Source organism: Rouxiella badensis, assembly GCF_002093665.1.
Taxonomy (GTDB): Bacteria; Pseudomonadota; Gammaproteobacteria; order Enterobacterales; family Enterobacteriaceae; genus Rouxiella; species Rouxiella badensis.
This window is the reverse complement of the sequence record NZ_MRWE01000003.1, coordinates 108,709-124,947: the sequence shown is the minus strand read 5'-3', so window position 1 is coordinate 124,947 and position 16,239 is coordinate 108,709. Positions and strand designations below refer to the sequence as shown.

At 53.1% G+C, this 16,239-nt stretch carries 16 protein-coding genes; 3 read left to right on the top strand and 13 right to left on the bottom strand.

Annotated elements, in window-relative coordinates; all coding sequences use genetic code 11:
• Positions 1-89 precede the first annotated feature (89 nt).
• From BS640_RS02945 to lpxP, 3 genes are all read right to left on the bottom strand, one after another.
• Positions 90-1,115, bottom strand: coding sequence for an amino acid ABC transporter substrate-binding protein (locus BS640_RS02945; RefSeq protein WP_017490745.1), 1,026 nt, complete (start codon positions 1,113-1,115; stop codon positions 90-92).
• A 386-nt stretch (positions 1,116-1,501) separates the two neighbouring features.
• Positions 1,502-2,197 carry a CTP synthase C-terminal region-related (seleno)protein gene (locus tag BS640_RS02940; protein ID WP_084911844.1) on the bottom strand — a complete coding sequence of 232 codons (696 nt, stop codon included), beginning with the start codon at positions 2,195-2,197 and terminating at the stop codon, positions 1,502-1,504.
• 133 nt (positions 2,198-2,330) lie between these two features.
• Positions 2,331-3,257, bottom strand: coding sequence for a kdo(2)-lipid IV(A) palmitoleoyltransferase (lpxP, locus tag BS640_RS02935; protein WP_017490743.1), 927 nt, complete (start codon positions 3,255-3,257; stop codon positions 2,331-2,333).
• 509 nt (positions 3,258-3,766) lie between these two features.
• Here lpxP and BS640_RS02930 point away from each other — a divergent pair.
• Positions 3,767-3,967, top strand: coding sequence for a hypothetical protein (locus BS640_RS02930; RefSeq protein WP_017490742.1), 201 nt, complete (start codon positions 3,767-3,769; stop codon positions 3,965-3,967).
• 109 nt (positions 3,968-4,076) lie between these two features.
• Here BS640_RS02930 and fis read toward each other — a convergent pair whose 3' ends face one another.
• The 10 genes from fis to msrP form a co-directional block, all read right to left on the bottom strand.
• Positions 4,077-4,373 carry a DNA-binding transcriptional regulator Fis gene (gene fis / locus BS640_RS02925; protein ID WP_004097144.1) on the bottom strand — a complete coding sequence of 99 codons (297 nt, stop codon included), beginning with the start codon at positions 4,371-4,373 and terminating at the stop codon, positions 4,077-4,079.
• A 21-nt stretch (positions 4,374-4,394) separates the two neighbouring features.
• Entirely contained in the window at positions 4,395-5,360 is a 966-nt protein-coding gene (gene dusB, locus BS640_RS02920) for a tRNA dihydrouridine synthase DusB (RefSeq protein WP_038327765.1), read from the bottom strand.
• 427 nt (positions 5,361-5,787) lie between these two features.
• Positions 5,788-6,672: a 50S ribosomal protein L11 methyltransferase gene (gene prmA / locus BS640_RS02915; protein WP_017490739.1), complete on the bottom strand. Its 885-nt coding sequence runs from the start codon at positions 6,670-6,672 to the stop codon at positions 5,788-5,790.
• 37 nt (positions 6,673-6,709) lie between these two features.
• Positions 6,710-8,155, bottom strand: coding sequence for a sodium/pantothenate symporter (gene panF / locus BS640_RS02910; RefSeq protein WP_084911842.1), 1,446 nt, complete (start codon positions 8,153-8,155; stop codon positions 6,710-6,712).
• The gene (locus tag BS640_RS02905; protein WP_017490737.1) at positions 8,145-8,387 is read right to left on the bottom strand and encodes a YhdT family protein; all 243 of its coding nucleotides are present in this window, start codon (positions 8,385-8,387) and stop codon (positions 8,145-8,147) included. Before BS640_RS02905 ends, panF begins: the two co-directional genes overlap by 11 nt.
• Positions 8,388-8,459: 72 nt before the next feature.
• Entirely contained in the window at positions 8,460-9,803 is a 1,344-nt protein-coding gene (accC, locus tag BS640_RS02900) for an acetyl-CoA carboxylase biotin carboxylase subunit (RefSeq protein ID WP_017490736.1), read from the bottom strand.
• A gap of 11 nt (positions 9,804-9,814) precedes the next feature.
• Positions 9,815-10,279, bottom strand: coding sequence for an acetyl-CoA carboxylase biotin carboxyl carrier protein (accB, locus tag BS640_RS02895; protein ID WP_017490735.1), 465 nt, complete (start codon positions 10,277-10,279; stop codon positions 9,815-9,817).
• A gap of 30 nt (positions 10,280-10,309) precedes the next feature.
• Complete coding sequence (gene aroQ / locus BS640_RS02890; RefSeq protein WP_017490734.1) at positions 10,310-10,762, bottom strand: type II 3-dehydroquinate dehydratase; 453 nt, start codon at positions 10,760-10,762, stop codon at positions 10,310-10,312.
• A gap of 241 nt (positions 10,763-11,003) precedes the next feature.
• Entirely contained in the window at positions 11,004-11,612 is a 609-nt protein-coding gene (msrQ, locus tag BS640_RS02885; RefSeq protein ID WP_139802757.1) for a protein-methionine-sulfoxide reductase heme-binding subunit MsrQ, read from the bottom strand.
• A 1-nt stretch (position 11,613) separates the two neighbouring features.
• Complete coding sequence (gene msrP / locus BS640_RS02880; protein ID WP_017490732.1) at positions 11,614-12,615, bottom strand: protein-methionine-sulfoxide reductase catalytic subunit MsrP; 1,002 nt, start codon at positions 12,613-12,615, stop codon at positions 11,614-11,616.
• Between the two features lie 223 nt (positions 12,616-12,838).
• Here msrP and csrD point away from each other — a divergent pair, with 223 nt between their 5' ends.
• Together csrD and mreB are read left to right on the top strand one after the other, a co-directional pair.
• Entirely contained in the window at positions 12,839-14,776 is a 1,938-nt protein-coding gene (gene csrD, locus BS640_RS02875; RefSeq protein WP_017490731.1) for an RNase E specificity factor CsrD, read from the top strand.
• Between the two features lie 347 nt (positions 14,777-15,123).
• A complete protein-coding gene (mreB, locus tag BS640_RS02865; RefSeq protein WP_007891976.1) occupies positions 15,124-16,167 on the top strand; it encodes a rod shape-determining protein MreB in 1,044 nt (347 codons plus the stop codon).
• Positions 16,168-16,239: the final 72 nt, after the last annotated feature.

The following is a 16,239-nucleotide window of genomic DNA, read 5'->3' as shown; positions in this document are numbered from 1 at the left end:
GAGACAGCCTCAGTATGCGGTAATTCGAGTGTTACAGGTCTTGGTTGAGGCGACACGCCCTGGACTGACGTGTCGCCATGCGGCAGGAATTAACGAACGGGTGGTGCGTACTGGATGCCGCCTTTGTTCCACAGTGCATTCTGGCCGCGCGCGATTTTCAGCGGGCTGCCTTCACCGACATTGCGGTCAAAGCTTTCGCCGTAGTTACCGACCTGTTTAACGATTTTCACTACGAAATCATTCGGCAATTTCAGATCTTCACCGTACTTGCCAGTTTTACCCAACAGATTGCTCATATCAGGCGTGGTCGGGTTAGCAGCCATCGCATCAACGTTTTTAGAGGTCACGCCCATCTCTTCGGCGTTCAGCATGGCGAAAAGCGACCAGCGCACGATTTCCAGCCAGTCTTCGTCACCGCGACGTACTACCGGGCCCAGCGGCTCTTTGGAGATAACTTCAGGCAGAACGACATAGTCATCCGGTTTGCCCAGTGACTGGCGCAGGGCGTAAAGCTGAGACTGGTCGGAAGAAAGGGTGTCGCAGCGGCCTGACTCTAACGCCTTGGCGCTGTCGCTTGAACGGTCAAAGGTGACCGGCGTGAAGGACATTTTGTTGGCTTTAAAATAGTCGGCCACGTTTAGCTCGGTGTCGGTACCGGCCTGCAGACAGACGGTCGCGCCGTCGAGCTCTTTAGCACTTTTCAGACCGGCTTTCTTGTGGGTCAGGAAGCCGATGCCGTCGTAATAGTTGACGCCAGCGAAGATCATCCCCATGCCGCCATCGCGGGATGAAGTCCAGGTCGTGTTGCGCGACAGGATATCGACTTCACCCGATTGCAGTGCCGTGAAACGCTCTTTCGCCGTCAGCGGGGTGTATTTTACTTTGGTTGCATCGCCGAAGACGGCTGCGGCAATCGCGCGGCACACGTCAACGTCGAGTCCGGTGATGTTTCCCTTGTCATCTTTGGACGAGAAGCCAGGTAAGCCATCGCTGATCCCGCATTTGATAAAGCCGTTTTTCTTAATTGCGTCCAGAGTCGTGCCCGCGTGAGCTTGTCCAATCAGGGTGACAAAACTTGCCGCGGCAATCAGCGTTGAGAGCAGTATTTTTTTCATAAATCGTCCTGTGAGGCGAGAGCGAACATTATTATTTTGTGAGTGCCGGAGCACCCTGTCTGTTTATGGGGCAAAGCCCGCAGCTCAAAAACATGCGAGCAAAACGGCTAAAGCAAAGGGAATGCCAACATTGAAAATGCTTAGTAATCAAATACCGGGGGGGGATTGACCAGTAACAATAATGAGATGATGTAGATTTATTGACCTGTTTTGGGGCGGGGCAAACGGCATTGCTTTAAAATGGTGCGCAGTATTCGGATTTTGGTGAGGGATGTTTACCGGTTTAGTGATTTTTATAACATTCGGTAATATTCAGACGATAAATGAATTGAGAATATGACGGGATTTCTCGGCCCCGAAGGACCGAGAGACATTATGAAAAGTTTTTAAATACTTGCCGCCTGAATCAGGGCAGCGACCAACGGAGGAAGCTCACCCTTCAGCGCGGCACGTTCAGGCTGGAAAAGGGTGGCGACATAGAAAGGATGTCCCGGCAGCTCGATAGCCCTCACTTCCCCTGCGGCATCATGACCGACCATCTTAAGCGACTGCCCGGCCAGTGCCGATTGGAATTCAGTGTTAATCCCATAGCGGCAGCGGTAACCCTCCTCAATCTCCAGCCTTGCGTAGGCCTTGGCAGGGATGCTGCCCTCAAGGAGCGTGACGCTGCCCTGTTTCTCGACCATTTCACAGGCCAGTGCGGCGATAACCAGGCGTCCTTCGGTATCCGTTTCGCCGTGGCCTGCGTCCTGCCAATCCATCACGTTACGGGCGTACTCGATGATTGCATGTTGGAATCCACCGCAGGTACCCAGGAATGGTTTGTTTTGTTCACGGGCAAAACGGATAGCGCGTATCGCTCCTTCGGTTGAACGATAGGGGCTGCCCGGAGTACACCAGAAGGCGTCAAAATGCGACAGCGAAGCGGGATCGTCGGTAATGGTTTCTGTGGCGAGCCAGTCGGCGTGGATGCTGATGTTGAAGCGTTGTGCGGCGAGTTCTACGGCTTTGGGGATAGCCTGGTGGGCTGTTATCGAGGGATGGTAATCCCCGACCAGCGCCAGACGAACGGTGGTTTTCATCACTTCTCTCCTGGGCAGGTAAAAAAAGAGGTTATAGAAAAACCGTTTTTCTGTCGCTAACTTTTTATCGTTTCTATGAAAAGGGAAATAAAAAACCCGGCGCAAAGGCCGGGTTTATCGCTATCAAACGCCGCTAAAGATAGAGGGAAGGAGCACCCTCTGGGCGGGTTTTGAAGCGGCGGTGCAGCCAAAGATATTGCTCTGGCGCACGCATGATTTCTTTCTCGACTACGCGGTTCATATAGGCGGCAGCGGCGAGTTCGTCATCGATAGGGTAGTCACGCAGCTCAGGCTGGATAACCAGGTCATAGCCTTTACCTTTATCTTTGCGCACCAGAACCACGGAAACCAGCGCCGGTTTAGCCAGACGGGCCAGCATATAGGTTCCGCTGGTGGTCGCAGCCTGATCGACGGCAAACAGCGGCGCGAATACGCTGCCACGTGGGCCGTAGTCCTGATCCGGGGCGAACCATACGGCTTCACCACGCTTCAGGGCGTGTACCATGCCGCGCAGATCTTTACGGTCAAGCATCGCCTTGTTGGAGCGCATGCGACCCCAAGTCTGTACAAACTCCATCACCTTGTTGTTGTGCGGGCGATACATCGCCATCATCGGTTGACACAGACCCATGGCACGGCCACCGAGTTCGAGCGACATAAAGTGAACGCCGATGATCAGCACGCCCTGTTTATTTTGCTGCGCGAGTTTGAGGTAGTTAAGACCGCTGACGTCGAACCAACGTTTGACCCGTGCGTCGGACCAGAACCAGGCCATGCCGGTTTCCAGCAGACCCATGCCGAGAGATTCAAAATTGCCGACGATTCTGCGCTCGAGCTGATCGCTGTCCATATCGGGGAAGCACAGCTGGAGATTGCGACGCGTGATAGAAACACGACGCTTTAGAAAACGCATTGAGGTGCGACCGAGCCAAACGCCAAGACGATACAGGACCGGATAAGGCAGTTGGACCAGCAGGAAGAGGACGCCAAGGCCAAACCAGGTCAGCCAATAACGAGGGTGTAAAAAAGACTTCTTAAAGCATTGAGTGGGTGCGGTCATGTAATTTCAATCATCAAAGTGAGTGAATTTTGCGTAGCGCGTAAGGAGTAGCTCAATCGCGATACAGGCTTGGTTTGCAATTATTCGGACTCCCGTTTTGGGATTTAGTTGTGAGAAATCACAATCTTCTCGAATCTTTACATTTAAAGGCGGGCATCGCGGGGCTAAAAGGCTTTCCGTAGGCGATTGGCGGGGCGAATTCGACTCTATGCGTACATTGTATCACGTTCAACAAATCATAATGTGGAAGGATTCATCCGAATCGTGCAAAGTTTACGCACCGTTTATGTCCGATTGTAAATGTTCCGACTTTCATTACCTTAACCAGAGTCATTCTTTATATAGACGTCCTGTAACAGGTTTTTCTGTCGAGTAATGGATCCGTTTGCTTAGTGTAAAAATAGCGTAAGGCGAAGTTTTTTAGGATATTTCATGATGTTAGTTCTGCATGCTGTGGCAGATATTCGTGGTGTGCACCTGCCACAGCAAATAACTCGAAGGATAATATTATGAAAAAGACAGCGCTCGCAATCATGTTCACCGTTCTGGCAAGCAACGCCGTATTAGCCACCGCGCATGCGGAAGGCCCAATTCACCACCCGGTTCCACCGCGCCACCACGTGGTACACCACCCAGTACACCGCGTTGTGCATCATCCACTGCCACGTCACCATGAACCGCTGCGTCACGAGCCGATTCGCCACGGTTAATCAACGTCATACAATATGGCGAAAAACGCAGTCCTGATTTCACGCCAAAGAAAAAGGCGCCTTATCTTTCGATAAAGGCGCCTTTTTTCAATGCATTAACTGACTAGTATCAGTTCATGCCGTATTTTTTCAATTTCTTACGCAGAGTACCGCGGTTGATACCCATCATCAGGGCTGCACGAGTCTGGTTGCCACGGGTGTACTGCATCACCATGTCCAGCAGTGGCTGTTCAACTTCAGCCAGTACCAGCTCATACAGGTCATTGACGTCCTGACCATTCAGTTGAGCAAAATAGCCCTTAAGTGCTTGTTTTACCGAGTCACGCAGGGGTTTTTGGGTTACCTGATCCTGAGAATTAACGGTAGAAACGGTCAGTACATCAGAATTCACGCGTTGTTCGAACATAGTTCTGTCAGCTCTTTTTTGTTACGCAAGATTTTCGAAATATGCTTCCAACGCCTCCAGCTGTTCGCTGGCATCCTCTATGGCGTTGAAGGAGCGCCGAAACTGGTCATTCGGGGCATGTTCCTGTAAATACCAGGAGACGTGCTTACGAGCGATACGGAATCCCTTGCCTTGACCATAAAAGTCGTGCAGTTCCCGTACGTGCCCTATCATCAAGCGCTGTACTTCCCCAAGTGTTGGCGGCGGTAACAGCTCCCCTGTGTCCAGATAATGCTGGATTTCCCGGAAGATCCAGGGTCTCCCCTGAGCGGCACGGCCTATCATCAGAGCATCAGCTCCAGTGTAGTCGAGCACCGCTCTGGCTTTATGCGGGTCAGTTATGTCGCCATTCGCGATAATCGGAATAGAGACACTCTGCTTAACTGTCCGAATACTGTTGTACTCTGCTTCTCCATTGAAGAGGCAGGCACGGGTTCGGCCATGAATCGTCAGGGCCTGAATACCACAGTCTTCAGCCAATTGGGCAATTTGTACACAATTACGGTGTTCCGGAGCCCAACCAGTACGAATTTTCAACGTGACTGGCACATCAACTGCATTAACCACTGACCGCAAAATCTGTTCGACCAGATCCGGGTACTGAAGCAACGCAGAGCCTGCCAGTTTGCGGTTCACTTTCTTGGCTGGGCAACCCATATTAATGTCAATGATCTGAGCACCTGCCTCCACGTTAATACGTGCGGCGGCGGCCATATCTTCAGGGTCACAGCCGGCAATCTGCACGGCGCGTATCCCTGATTCATCACTATGTACCATACGCAAACGCGACTTATCCGTGCGCCACACCTCTGGATTAGAGGAGAGCATTTCGGATACTGCCATTCCAGCCCCCATTGAATGACATAAGGCTCGAAACGGTCGGTCTGTTATACCGGCCATCGGGGCGGCAATCAGGCAATTTGTAAGCTGGTGGTGTCCAATGCGCATGCTAGGAAAGACCATACTGAAGTCCGCAAGGGCGCGTATATTACGCATTTTTTGCAGGATATGAAAGGCCAAACTTTGAGCAATTGCTCAAGAAAAATGGCCTTTACGATAAGATTACATCGCTAAAATTAATTTTTTTTATTTAAAACAGAAGGTTAATTGCAAATGCTCAAATTGTGCGCTTGTATAATTTACTTACTTATCGCTAGTTATCAGGCGAATAACAGGCGATTCTAAGGCGAAAATTGCGGTTTTAAGTAGCAATAACCGCACCATTTCCGTGATGCAACCGTCAGTTTTGTTAAAAAATGAACAAATTTAAGTAAAATTTGATAACAAACTGTGGCTCAAAAAAAGAACGGTGCTGGGAAATAATCAGGCAAGAGGTCATAGGGGGAACTAATCCCCCTTAAGAGACCGCTGGGGATTAGCCTTTTTTGACACCGGTAATGCGGCACCATTCTTCTTTCTCGGCAACCGGGTCAAGCAAGAACAGATCCTGATAGGCCTCCGCCACGCCCGCCGCCTGGCTCGCCAACACGCCGGACAGACCGAGATGACCGCCTGTAACCGGCAGCACGCTGATGAGCGGCGCGAGCTCGCGCAAAGGGCCAGCAAGGATGTTGGCAACCACCACGTCGGCAGAAAGGTTATCAGGCTGGTCCTTAGGCAGGTAGAGCGACAGACGCTCTGAGACCCCGTTACGCTGCGCATTATCGCGGCTTGCCAGAATTGCCTGTGGGTCGATGTCGATACCGATAGCTTTAGCCGCGCCCAGTTTCAGCGCAGCGATGGCCAGGATGCCAGAGCCACAGCCGAAGTCGATAACCGTTTTACCTTCGAGGTCCAGGCCGTCGAGCCATTCCAGACACATTGCCGTCGTGGGATGCGTGCCGGTGCCGAACGCCAGACCCGGGTCGAGCATCACGTTAACCGCCGTTGGGTCCGGCACGTCGCGCCAGCTCGGGCAGATCCACAGACGTTGGCCGAATCGCATCGGGTGGAAGTTATCCATCCACTCGCGCTCCCAGTCCTTGTCTTCGAGCTGCTCGATTTTATGGGCAAAACCCTGACCCAGCAGCGGCTCGTTTTCCAGAATAGCGACCACCGTCTCCATGTCGGTTTCGGCGTCATACAGGCCAATCGCGTCGGTATCGCCCCACAGCAGAGTCTCGCCCGGCTGCGGCTCAAATACCGGATTATCATGGGTATCCTGGAAGGTCACAGAGACCGCGCCGCTCTCGATCAGCGCATCGCTCAGCGTTTCAGCATCCTGAGCGTTAGTGTTAATTTTCAGTTGGATCCAAGGCATAACCATTCTCTTCTAACAAGGTGTTTTGTCTGGCGTCTCAGGAAGACGTCAGTGCGTTTTCGCGGCGTTGCTCACCCATTTTGTTGCCGATGCAAAAAGCCAGCAGGCTGAGCAGCAGTGACGGAACAATCGGGTGCAAACCTGCAATATGCAGATCGATAGTGGCCAATAGGGTATAACAAACTGCGCCGACGATCATCGAACACAGTGCGCCCGTTGCGTTAGCGCGCTCCCAGTAGAGTCCGAGCACCAGTGGCCACAGGAACACGGCCTCAAGGCCGCCGAAGGCCAGTAGGTTGAGCCAGATTATCATCTGCGGAGGATGCCAGGCGGTCAGTACCACCAGCAGCCCAATCACCAGCGTCGCCAGACTCGAAAAGCGTTTCAGCATACGTTCGTTGCGCAATTGGGCAGGACGCACGCCGAGATAGAGATCTTTAACGATGGTAGCCGAAGACTGTAGCAGCTGCGCGTTTATCGTCGACATAATGGCGGCCATTGGCGCAGCCAGGAAGATTCCGGCGGCAAACGGCGGCAGCACGGTGATCATCAGCGTGGGGATGACCTGATCCGGCACCTTGAGATCGGGCAGGATAGCCCGACCCAACGCGCCGGAAAGATGCATGCCGAACATCAGGATGGCCACTACCAGCGTGCCAAGCACGATACCCCGATGCACCGCCTTGCTGTCGCGATAAGAAATGCAGCGTACCGCCGTGTGCGGCAGACCAATGACTCCGAAGCAGACCAAAATCCAGAACGAGGTCATAAACGGCAGCGAAAGGACATTGTCTGCGCCGTGCACCGACACCAGGTTGGGATCGATGTGCCGCAGCTTGTCCACGGCGCCGTGCAAGCCGCCCGCCGCATGAATCACCGCGACCAGCAGCAGGACGGTGCCCAGTAGCATGACCAGCCCCTGCATTGCATCGTTTAAAACGCTGGCACGAAATCCTCCAAACGAGGTGTAGAGCGCGATAGTGACGCCAAAAATCAGCAGGCCGCTGTCGTAGGGAATGCCTGCAACCGTCTCGAGCAGGCGCGCGCCGCCCACAAACTGCACGGTCATCGCCCCCAAAAAGGCGACCAGCAGACTCAGGCTGGCAAACCACACCAGCAGGCGGCTCTGATAGCGAGCGTAAAGCATGTCGTTAAGCGTGACCGCATTGTAACGGCGCGCCAGAATCGCAAATTTCTTGCCCAATACGCCAAGCGACAGCCACATCGCAGGCAGTTGAATCATCGCCAGCAGCACCCAGCCCAACCCGTATTTATAGGCTGCACCCGGCCCGCCGATAAACGAGCTGGCGCTGATGTAGGTCGCAGTAAGGGTCATGGCCAATACAAAGCCGCCCATCGAACGGTTACCGAGGAAATACTCGGTCAAAAAGCTGCCCTGCTGACGGCGGGTGTAGGCAAAAACCGACAGGCCAAACACCACCAGCAGATAGGCGATAAGCGGGAGCAGGACTTCAGTCTGCATGCGGGTCCTCCAGCGGGATATCACGATAGATGACGCGCACCATCAGCCAGCTCAGCAGCACAAAGATAAGCGGGATCAGCAGGCAGGACATTTCAAACCAGTGGGGAAGGCCGGTTATCCCCTGGGCATCGTTCGGCAGATAGGCGGCCAGCGCCCAGGCCAGCATGTAGGCTATCGTCAGGCCAAAAGCCCAGCGTGCCTCGCGGTTAGCCTGTAAAAAGCGTTTATCCACGCGCAATCCTCAAAAACGAAAAAAGGCCGGAATATCCGGCCTTATTGTAAGCTCTTGCATTACAAGGACTTATTAGTCCTGAAGTCCGAGTTTCTTCTCCAGGTAGTGGATGTTGGTGCCACCGTTCTGGAAGTTCTCGTCGTTCATGATGCGCAGTTGCAGATCAACGTTGGTTTTGATGCCATCGATAATCAGCTCAGCCAGAGCATTTTTCATACGGGCAATCGCCACATCGCGATTTTCACCGTAAGTGATAAGCTTACCGATCATGGAGTCATAGTACGGAGGCACAGTGTAGCCCGCGTAGATATGAGACTCCCAGCGAACCCCGAAACCACCAGGCGCATGGAAGCGGGTGATTTTGCCCGGGCTCGGCAGGAAGGTATTCGGGTCTTCGGCGTTGATACGACATTCAACCGCGTGCCCCTGAATACGCACTTCGTCCTGCTTGATTGACAAAGGTTGGCCAGCGGCGATGCGCAGCTGCTCTTTGATCAAGTCAACGCCGGTAATCATCTCGGTAACCGGATGCTCAACCTGAATACGGGTGTTCATTTCGATGAAATAGAACTCGCCGTTTTCATACAGGAACTCGAAAGTACCCGCGCCGCGATAGCCGATGTCTACGCAGGCTTTAGAACAACGTTCGCCGATGTAGCGACGCATTTCGGCAGTGATGCCTGGTGCTGGCGCTTCTTCAACGACTTTCTGGTGACGACGCTGCATTGAGCAGTCACGTTCAGCCAGATAGATGGCGTTGCCCTGACCGTCAGCCAATACCTGAATTTCGATATGGCGTGGGTTTTCCAGGTATTTTTCCATGTAAACCATGTCGTTGTTGAAAGCCGCTTTGGCTTCAGCACGCGTCATGTTGATGGACTGTTCCAGGTCTTTTTCTGCGCGAACAACGCGCATACCGCGACCGCCGCCGCCGCCGGACGCTTTGATGATAACCGGATAACCGATGCGCTTACCGAAAGCGCGGTTCTTATCCATGTCATCGGTCAACGGACCGTCGGAGCCAGGTACGCAAGGTACGCCTGCTTTTTTCATCGCGTTGATTGCAGAAACTTTGTCACCCATCAGGCGAATAGTTTCGGCTCTCGGGCCGATGAAGATAAAGCCGGAACGCTCAACTTGCTCAGCGAAGTCAGCGTTTTCGGACAGGAAGCCGTATCCCGGGTGGATAGCCACTGCGCCAGTAATTTCAGCAGCAGAGATGATCGCCGGAATATTCAGGTAGCTTTTGACCGAAGGTGCAGGACCGATACAGACGGTTTCGTCTGCCAGCAGCACGTGTTTCAGGTCGCGGTCGGCGGTCGAGTGCACGGCAACGGTTTTGATACCCAGTTCTTTACAGGCACGCAAAATACGCAGAGCAATCTCGCCGCGGTTAGCGATTACAATTTTATCCATGGTGCGCCTCGTTATTCGATGACGACCAGCGGCTCGTCGAACTCAACCGGTTGGCCGCTTTCTACCAGGATGGCTTTAACCACGCCAGATTTGTCAGCTTCGATTTGGTTCATCATTTTCATTGCTTCAACGATGCACAGGGTGTCGCCTGCGTTAACCTTCTGGCCAACTTCCACAAACGCTTTAGCGTCTGGGCTTGGGGTACGGTAGAAGGTACCTACCATTGGAGAACGAACGATGTGGCCACTGATTGCAGCAGGTGCAGCGGCTTCAGCCGGTGCCGCAGCGGCAACAGCGGTAGCCAGTGCTGGCTGCTGTGGAGCAGGCATAGCGTAAGCCTGTTGCATCATTGGGTAAGCTTGTGCAGGTGCTGCGCGGCTGATGCGTACTGATTCTTCGCCTTCAGATATTTCCAGTTCAGAAATGCCTGATTCTTCAACCAGTTCGATCAGTTTTTTGATTTTACGAATATCCATGGGTGTGATTCCGTACTCTTATGCAAGTAATTAATTGGATTTTGACAAGCGGTTAACCGCTGCCTGTAAAGCAAAATGGTAGCCATCTGCGCCAAGTCCGCAGATAACGCCCACCGCGATATCTGAAAGATATGAATGGTGTCTGAATGCTTCGCGGGCATGAACGTTAGACAGGTGAATCTCGATAAACGGGATTTGCACCGCCAACAGTGCGTCACGAAGCGCCACGCTGGTATGGGTAAAGGCTGCGGGATTGATCAAAATAAAATCGGTGTTTCCCCGTGCCTGATGGATTCTCTCAATCAGGAGGTGCTCTGCGTTAGACTGCAGATGGCTTAACGCAACGTCTGATGCGACAGCCTGCTGTTCCAAACCTTTAACGATATCGTCAAGCGTGGTACTTCCATAGGTTTCAGGCTCACGCGTTCCCAGCAAATTGAGGTTGGGACCGTTGAGTAGCAAAATGTCAAACTTATGCGCCATTGTGAGCCTATCTCCTGCGATTAGTACGAGGTCGAAGAAAATACCTTGCCGAACTCAATTTGTCACCTATTTCATCACAAATCAACCCAGACTTTTCTTAGGAAAGTGCGCATTATAATCATATCGTGGCAATTCGCAGCTAAATACTGGTCTTATCAGCGAAGATGATCAACCCTCAGTTTGAAACTGAGGGTTACAGAAAGGAGGGCGAAACCGGGCGAAAGGGGCGATTTGTGGGGGCTCAGCGCAACCACTGCCGAAACTTCTTGTAGCGTAGAAGCAGCAAGATCGCTGCAAATAGCGCGTAAATGAACGGTTGTGGCGAAAATGTCTTTACCGACCATAAATAGTGAATCGGGGCCAAAATCAGCACCAGATAGATACCGTTATGCAAAATCTGCCATTTTTTCCCGAGCTTACGCTGTGACCAAAGCGTAGACGTTGCCGCCAGAAACAGCAAAATTATCCAGCTAATAATCCCCAGCGTGAGATAGGGACGCGAAATCAGCTCGCTGCCGAGCAGCCCCAAATTGTGGATCCCCAACTCCAAAAACGAGTAACTGAGCAGATGAATCGTTGCCCAGGCGAAGCACCACAGGCCGAGCAGGCGACGAACGCGAATCAGCAGCGGCTGTTTGGCGTAACGTGCAAGCGGAGTCACCAGCAAAGACGCCAACAGCAATTTTAGCGCCATTCTGCCGGTAAAATGCTGGATATCTTTTGCCGGATCGGCGCTGAACCATCCCTGATTGATAGACAAGATAATCCACAAAAGCGGCAAAAATGCCGCTAAATGGATTAAAACCTTCAACCACGTAATTTGCTTTAATGAAAGGCGAGGGATCTTCATATCAATAGTTTTTCCGCAGGTCTAAACCGTGATACAGGTGGCCGACCTCTTTTTCATAGCCGTTATACAGCAGGGTCGGTTGGCGCTGTACGTCAAGCAAGCCGCCGGAACCGATAAAGCGTTCTGTCGCCTGCGACCAGCGAGGATGGTCCACGTGCGGGTTCACGTTGGCATAGAAGCCGTATTCGTCGGCGGCAATCTGGTTCCAGGTGGTCGGCGGCTGCTCCTTCACCAGGCGAATGTGCACGATCGACTTGATGCCTTTAAAGCCGTATTTCCACGGAATGGTTAGGCGAATCGGCGCACCGTTCTGCGGCGGCATGGTTTTGCCGTAAACCCCGACCGACAGCAGCGCCAGCGGATTCATCGCTTCGTCGAGACGCAGTCCTTCAACGTACGGATAGTTCAGGCCGCCGCCGATAAAGCGGTCTTTTTGCCCCGGCATATGTTCAGGGTCATATAAGGTTGTAAACGCCACGTAGCGCGCATCGCTGGTCGGTTCGACCAGTTTCAGCAGTGCGCTGAGCGGAAAACCGACCCACGGCACGACCATCGACCATGCCTCGACGCAGCGCATGCGGTAAATTCGCTGCTCCAGCGGGAAACGCTTGAGGATGTCGTCCATATCCAGCGTCATCGGTTTACCGACCTCGCCGTCAATGGTGACCTTCCACGGTGACGTCGGCAGTTGCCCGGCGTTGGCGGCAGGATCGGCCTTATCGAGGCCAAATTCGTAAAAATTGTTGTAGCCAGAAACCTTGTCCTCCGGCGTTAACGGCAGATTGGCCTGATACATCGCGGGTTTGGTGAAATCCAGCGGTTTCCCGGCAGGCGCTTGCGGGCGATCGTTGCCCTTGAACCAAGAAAGCAGATCGGCCTGCGAGGTACCCGGGAAAGCCAGCGATGCGGCACCAAGCCCCAGCGCCTGCAACACCTTGCGGCGATCGTAGAAGATGCTTTCCGGCGTGACGTCTGCTTCGGTTAATACTTTTTTATGGCTCATGACATGCTCCGGGGGAAATGACCCTTCGTCTTGAACGGCATTGGGAGGTTATAGTTCTTTTATAAAGGTAGTGATATTCATACATAAGAATTCTGAATTGACGGCATAACACCTTACTATGCTATTTATATACGCCTGTCGTGAATCAGGACTTTTCGCTAAACCGATTTATTCCACATCTGTTTAACCACGATACACCACATAAACTGAGTAAGGCACATGGATGCGATTTACTACCAGATTATATGCGATGATTTCTATGCTGGTCGCGCTCACCATCTTTTTGATGCTGGTGGGCGTGACCTTCAGCTTTGTCTATCTGAATAAACAGAGCGCCGAGCAGCATCTGCGGGCGCTGTCTACCTCAGTCGATCAAAGCCTGCTGGAAAACCCGCCGTCTTCGTTGAAGACCTGGCTGCCGTTGGCGATGAACCAGTTAGATATTAGCAGCCTTGAGGTTGTTGCTGGGCACGGAATCGTTTACCGCCACGATAACTCTCCTGACTACGGCAACGCCTGGGCCAGCCATTTTCCCGACTTTATCACCCAGCGCATCCCACTGGTACAGCATCCGGATCTCAGCCTCAAGGTGGTCTACCTCGATCCGGTGAGCAGCTATGCGCGTTCACTGCGTACCACGCTCTATATTAGCTTCTCGATTTTGCTCATCATCGTTGCCACGCTCGCCAGCTTCCGTTGGCTGCGTTTGCAGACCCGAGGCCTCGAGCGGTTAGAGGATAGGGCGACGCGTATTCTGCGCGGTCAGCGCGACAATCTGCCGATGGGCGACGTGAACGAATGGCCGGCGAAGACAAGCGCGGCGATTGACAAGCTGTTGGTCGACCTCGGCGAAGCGCGTGAACAGCGCAGCCGGGTTGATACCCTGATTCGCGCCTATGCGCAGCAAGATGCAAAAACCGGGCTCAGCAACCGCCTGTTCTTTGATAACCAGTTGACCACCGAGCTGGAAGAGGACGGCGCCTACGGCATTATTATGCTCATCCGCCTGCCGGACTTCGATACGCTGCGCGATAACCACGGGCAGGGGCCGGTGAAAGACCTGATGTCGTCGGTGGTGAATCTGTTGTCAACCTTTGTGATGCGCTATCCGTCTGCGCTTCTGGCGCGCTACTACCACAGCGATTTCGCGGTTCTGCTGCCGCACAGTACGCTGAAAGACGCCGAGGTGATGGCGGCTCAGTTGGTCAACGCGGCCGGGGTGATTCCTTCCTCATCTATTATTGACCGCGATGCGCTCTTCTATATAGGTATCAGTGCCTATCGCTTCGGCCAGAATCTGGACCAGGTGATGGACTACGCCGAGCAGGCCACTCGCCACGCGGCGTTCAAGGGCAGCAACAGTTGGTCGGTCTACGACAGCAGCGTGCCGGAACAGGGGCGGGGCAGCGTGAGATGGCGTACGCTGCTCGAAGAGACGCTGGCGCGCGGCGGCCCACGTCTTTATCAGAAACCGGCCATGAACAAGGCGGGCGTGCTCGATCACCGTGAGGTTCAGCGGCGCATCTTTGACGGCACCCGCGAGCTGCTGGCGGCCGAGTTTATCCCGTTGGTTACCCAGTTTGGCATGGCGCAAAGTTTCGACAGAAGAATGGTCAGTCAGATTATTCCGTTACTGGCCCAATGGCCGGACGAGACGCTGGCATTTCACCTGACCGTTGATTCATTATTGCAACGCTCGTTTGTCCGCTGGCTGCGTGATGTTTTGCTCCAGCGCGAAAAAAAGCAGAGAAATCGAATTCTTATTGAACTTGCAGAGGCCGATCTCTGTCAACATATCGACCGTCTTCGTCCCGCACTCCGATTGTTAATGGGGTTGGGGTGCAGACTGGCCGTTTCTCAGGCTGGACTGACCGTCGTCAGTACGTCTTATCTGAAGTCTTTCCCGATTGAAAGGGTAAAACTTCACCCCGGATTGGTACGCGATATCGATAAGCGGGTTGAAAATCAGCTGTTTGTGCAAAGTTTGCTGAGCGCCTGTAAAGGCACGCAGGCCAAGGTCTACGCCTCGGGTGTTCGCACAATTGACGAGTGGCTCGTCCTGTTGGAAAACGGAATTCACGGTGGTCAGGGAGATTTTTTTGCCACGCCGCAGATTGTTGACCCTGTTGGTAAAAAATATTCACACAACCACGGGGTTTAATCTGATCCCAACGGGAAAATTTAACGTAGAATGGCGCAGCCCTGCCATTTGCACATTAGGGCAGCCTGTTTCAGCGCGTAATTTCTACCGTATGCGCTGACTAAAGCCAGGTAAAGTGTAAGAATTTATGTGCGATGTCCGCGACTCGACGGGTGCCTGAGTGAGTTAAGCTGAGTCAATGATTCAGGTTTCCTCCGCAGTGTATTTAATCACCAGGTTAAGTGGCGAACGTCGCTGACAATTTTCACGGAAGCAGAACGTTTTTGCGCCTTGTCGCTGCTTCGCGTGGTTGGTAAAGTAGGCGGATTTTATTTTCCGCCCCCAGCTTGCAGGATTATCCTTTCGTTATGTTTAAGAAATTTCGCGGCATGTTTTCCAACGACCTGTCCATCGACCTGGGTACTGCCAATACCCTCATTTATGTAAAAGGACAAGGCATCGTGTTGAATGAGCCATCAGTTGTGGCTATTCGTCAGGATCGTGCTGGTTCACCTAAAAGCGTTGCGGCCGTGGGCCATGATGCAAAACAGATGCTTGGACGTACGCCAGGCAACATTGCAGCTATTCGTCCTATGAAAGACGGCGTTATCGCCGACTTCTTCGTGACCGAAAAAATGCTGCAACACTTTATCAAACAGGTTCACAGCAACAGCTTCATGCGCCCAAGCCCGCGCGTGTTAGTTTGTGTACCGGTCGGTGCGACCCAGGTTGAGCGTCGCGCAATCCGTGAATCTGCCCAAGGTGCAGGCGCACGTGAAGTCTTCCTGATTGAAGAGCCAATGGCTGCTGCAATCGGTGCAGGCCTGCCAGTTTCCGAAGCAACCGGCTCGATGGTGGTTGATATCGGGGGGGGGACGACCGAAGTGGCCGTTATTTCCCTGAACGGCGTGGTTTACTCCTCGTCCGTCCGTATCGGTGGTGACCGTTTCGACGAAGCCATCATTAATTATGTGCGTCGTAACTACGGTTCACTGATTGGTGAAGCCACCGCAGAACGTATCAAACACGGTATTGGTTCTGCTTATCCGGGCGATGAAGTGCACGAAATCGAAGTGCGCGGTCGTAACCTGGCTGAAGGCGTTCCACGCGGTTTCACCCTGAATTCCAACGAAATTCTGGAAGCCCTGCAGGAACCATTGACCGGTATCGTGAGCGCTGTGATGGTTGCACTGGAACAGTGTCCACCAGAGCTGGCGTCCGACATCTCCGAGCGAGGTATGGTACTGACCGGCGGTGGCGCATTGTTGCGTAACCTCGATCGCCTGCTGATGGAAGAAACCGGTATTCCGGTGGTAGTGGCAGAAGACCCGCTGACCTGTGTGGCTCGCGGCGGAGGTAAAGCGCTGGAAATGATCGACATGCACGGTGGCGATCTCTTTAGCGAAGAGTAAGACTGCTAAAGAATACGCGACTGAAGAGTAGTGTATGCCCACAAGTATTTGAAGCCGCCGAGCGCGTTGACG

Excerpts from the sequence above, each read along its gene's own strand:
- BS640_RS02945 (WP_017490745.1), bottom strand. The coding sequence starts at position 1,115 with ATGAAAAAAATACTGCTCTCAACGCTGATTGCCGCGGCAAGTTTTGTC.
- BS640_RS02940 (WP_084911844.1), bottom strand. The coding sequence starts at position 2,197 with ATGAAAACCACCGTTCGTCTGGCGCTGGTCGGGGATTACCATCCCTCG.
- lpxP (WP_017490743.1), bottom strand. The coding sequence starts at position 3,257 with ATGACCGCACCCACTCAATGCTTTAAGAAGTCTTTTTTACACCCTCGT.
- BS640_RS02930 (WP_017490742.1), top strand. The coding sequence starts at position 3,767 with ATGAAAAAGACAGCGCTCGCAATCATGTTCACCGTTCTGGCAAGCAAC.
- fis (WP_004097144.1), bottom strand. The coding sequence starts at position 4,373 with ATGTTCGAACAACGCGTGAATTCTGATGTACTGACCGTTTCTACCGTT.
- dusB (WP_038327765.1), bottom strand. The coding sequence starts at position 5,360 with ATGCGCATTGGACACCACCAGCTTACAAATTGCCTGATTGCCGCCCCG.
- prmA (WP_017490739.1), bottom strand. The coding sequence starts at position 6,672 with ATGCCTTGGATCCAACTGAAAATTAACACTAACGCTCAGGATGCTGAA.
- panF (WP_084911842.1), bottom strand. The coding sequence starts at position 8,155 with ATGCAGACTGAAGTCCTGCTCCCGCTTATCGCCTATCTGCTGGTGGTG.
- accC (WP_017490736.1), bottom strand. The coding sequence starts at position 9,803 with ATGGATAAAATTGTAATCGCTAACCGCGGCGAGATTGCTCTGCGTATT.
- accB (WP_017490735.1), bottom strand. The coding sequence starts at position 10,279 with ATGGATATTCGTAAAATCAAAAAACTGATCGAACTGGTTGAAGAATCA.
- aroQ (WP_017490734.1), bottom strand. The coding sequence starts at position 10,762 with ATGGCGCATAAGTTTGACATTTTGCTACTCAACGGTCCCAACCTCAAT.
- msrQ (WP_139802757.1), bottom strand. The coding sequence starts at position 11,612 with ATGAAGATCCCTCGCCTTTCATTAAAGCAAATTACGTGGTTGAAGGTT.
- msrP (WP_017490732.1), bottom strand. The coding sequence starts at position 12,615 with ATGAGCCATAAAAAAGTATTAACCGAAGCAGACGTCACGCCGGAAAGC.
- csrD (WP_017490731.1), top strand. The coding sequence starts at position 12,839 with ATGCGATTTACTACCAGATTATATGCGATGATTTCTATGCTGGTCGCG.
- mreB (WP_007891976.1), top strand. The coding sequence starts at position 15,124 with ATGTTTAAGAAATTTCGCGGCATGTTTTCCAACGACCTGTCCATCGAC.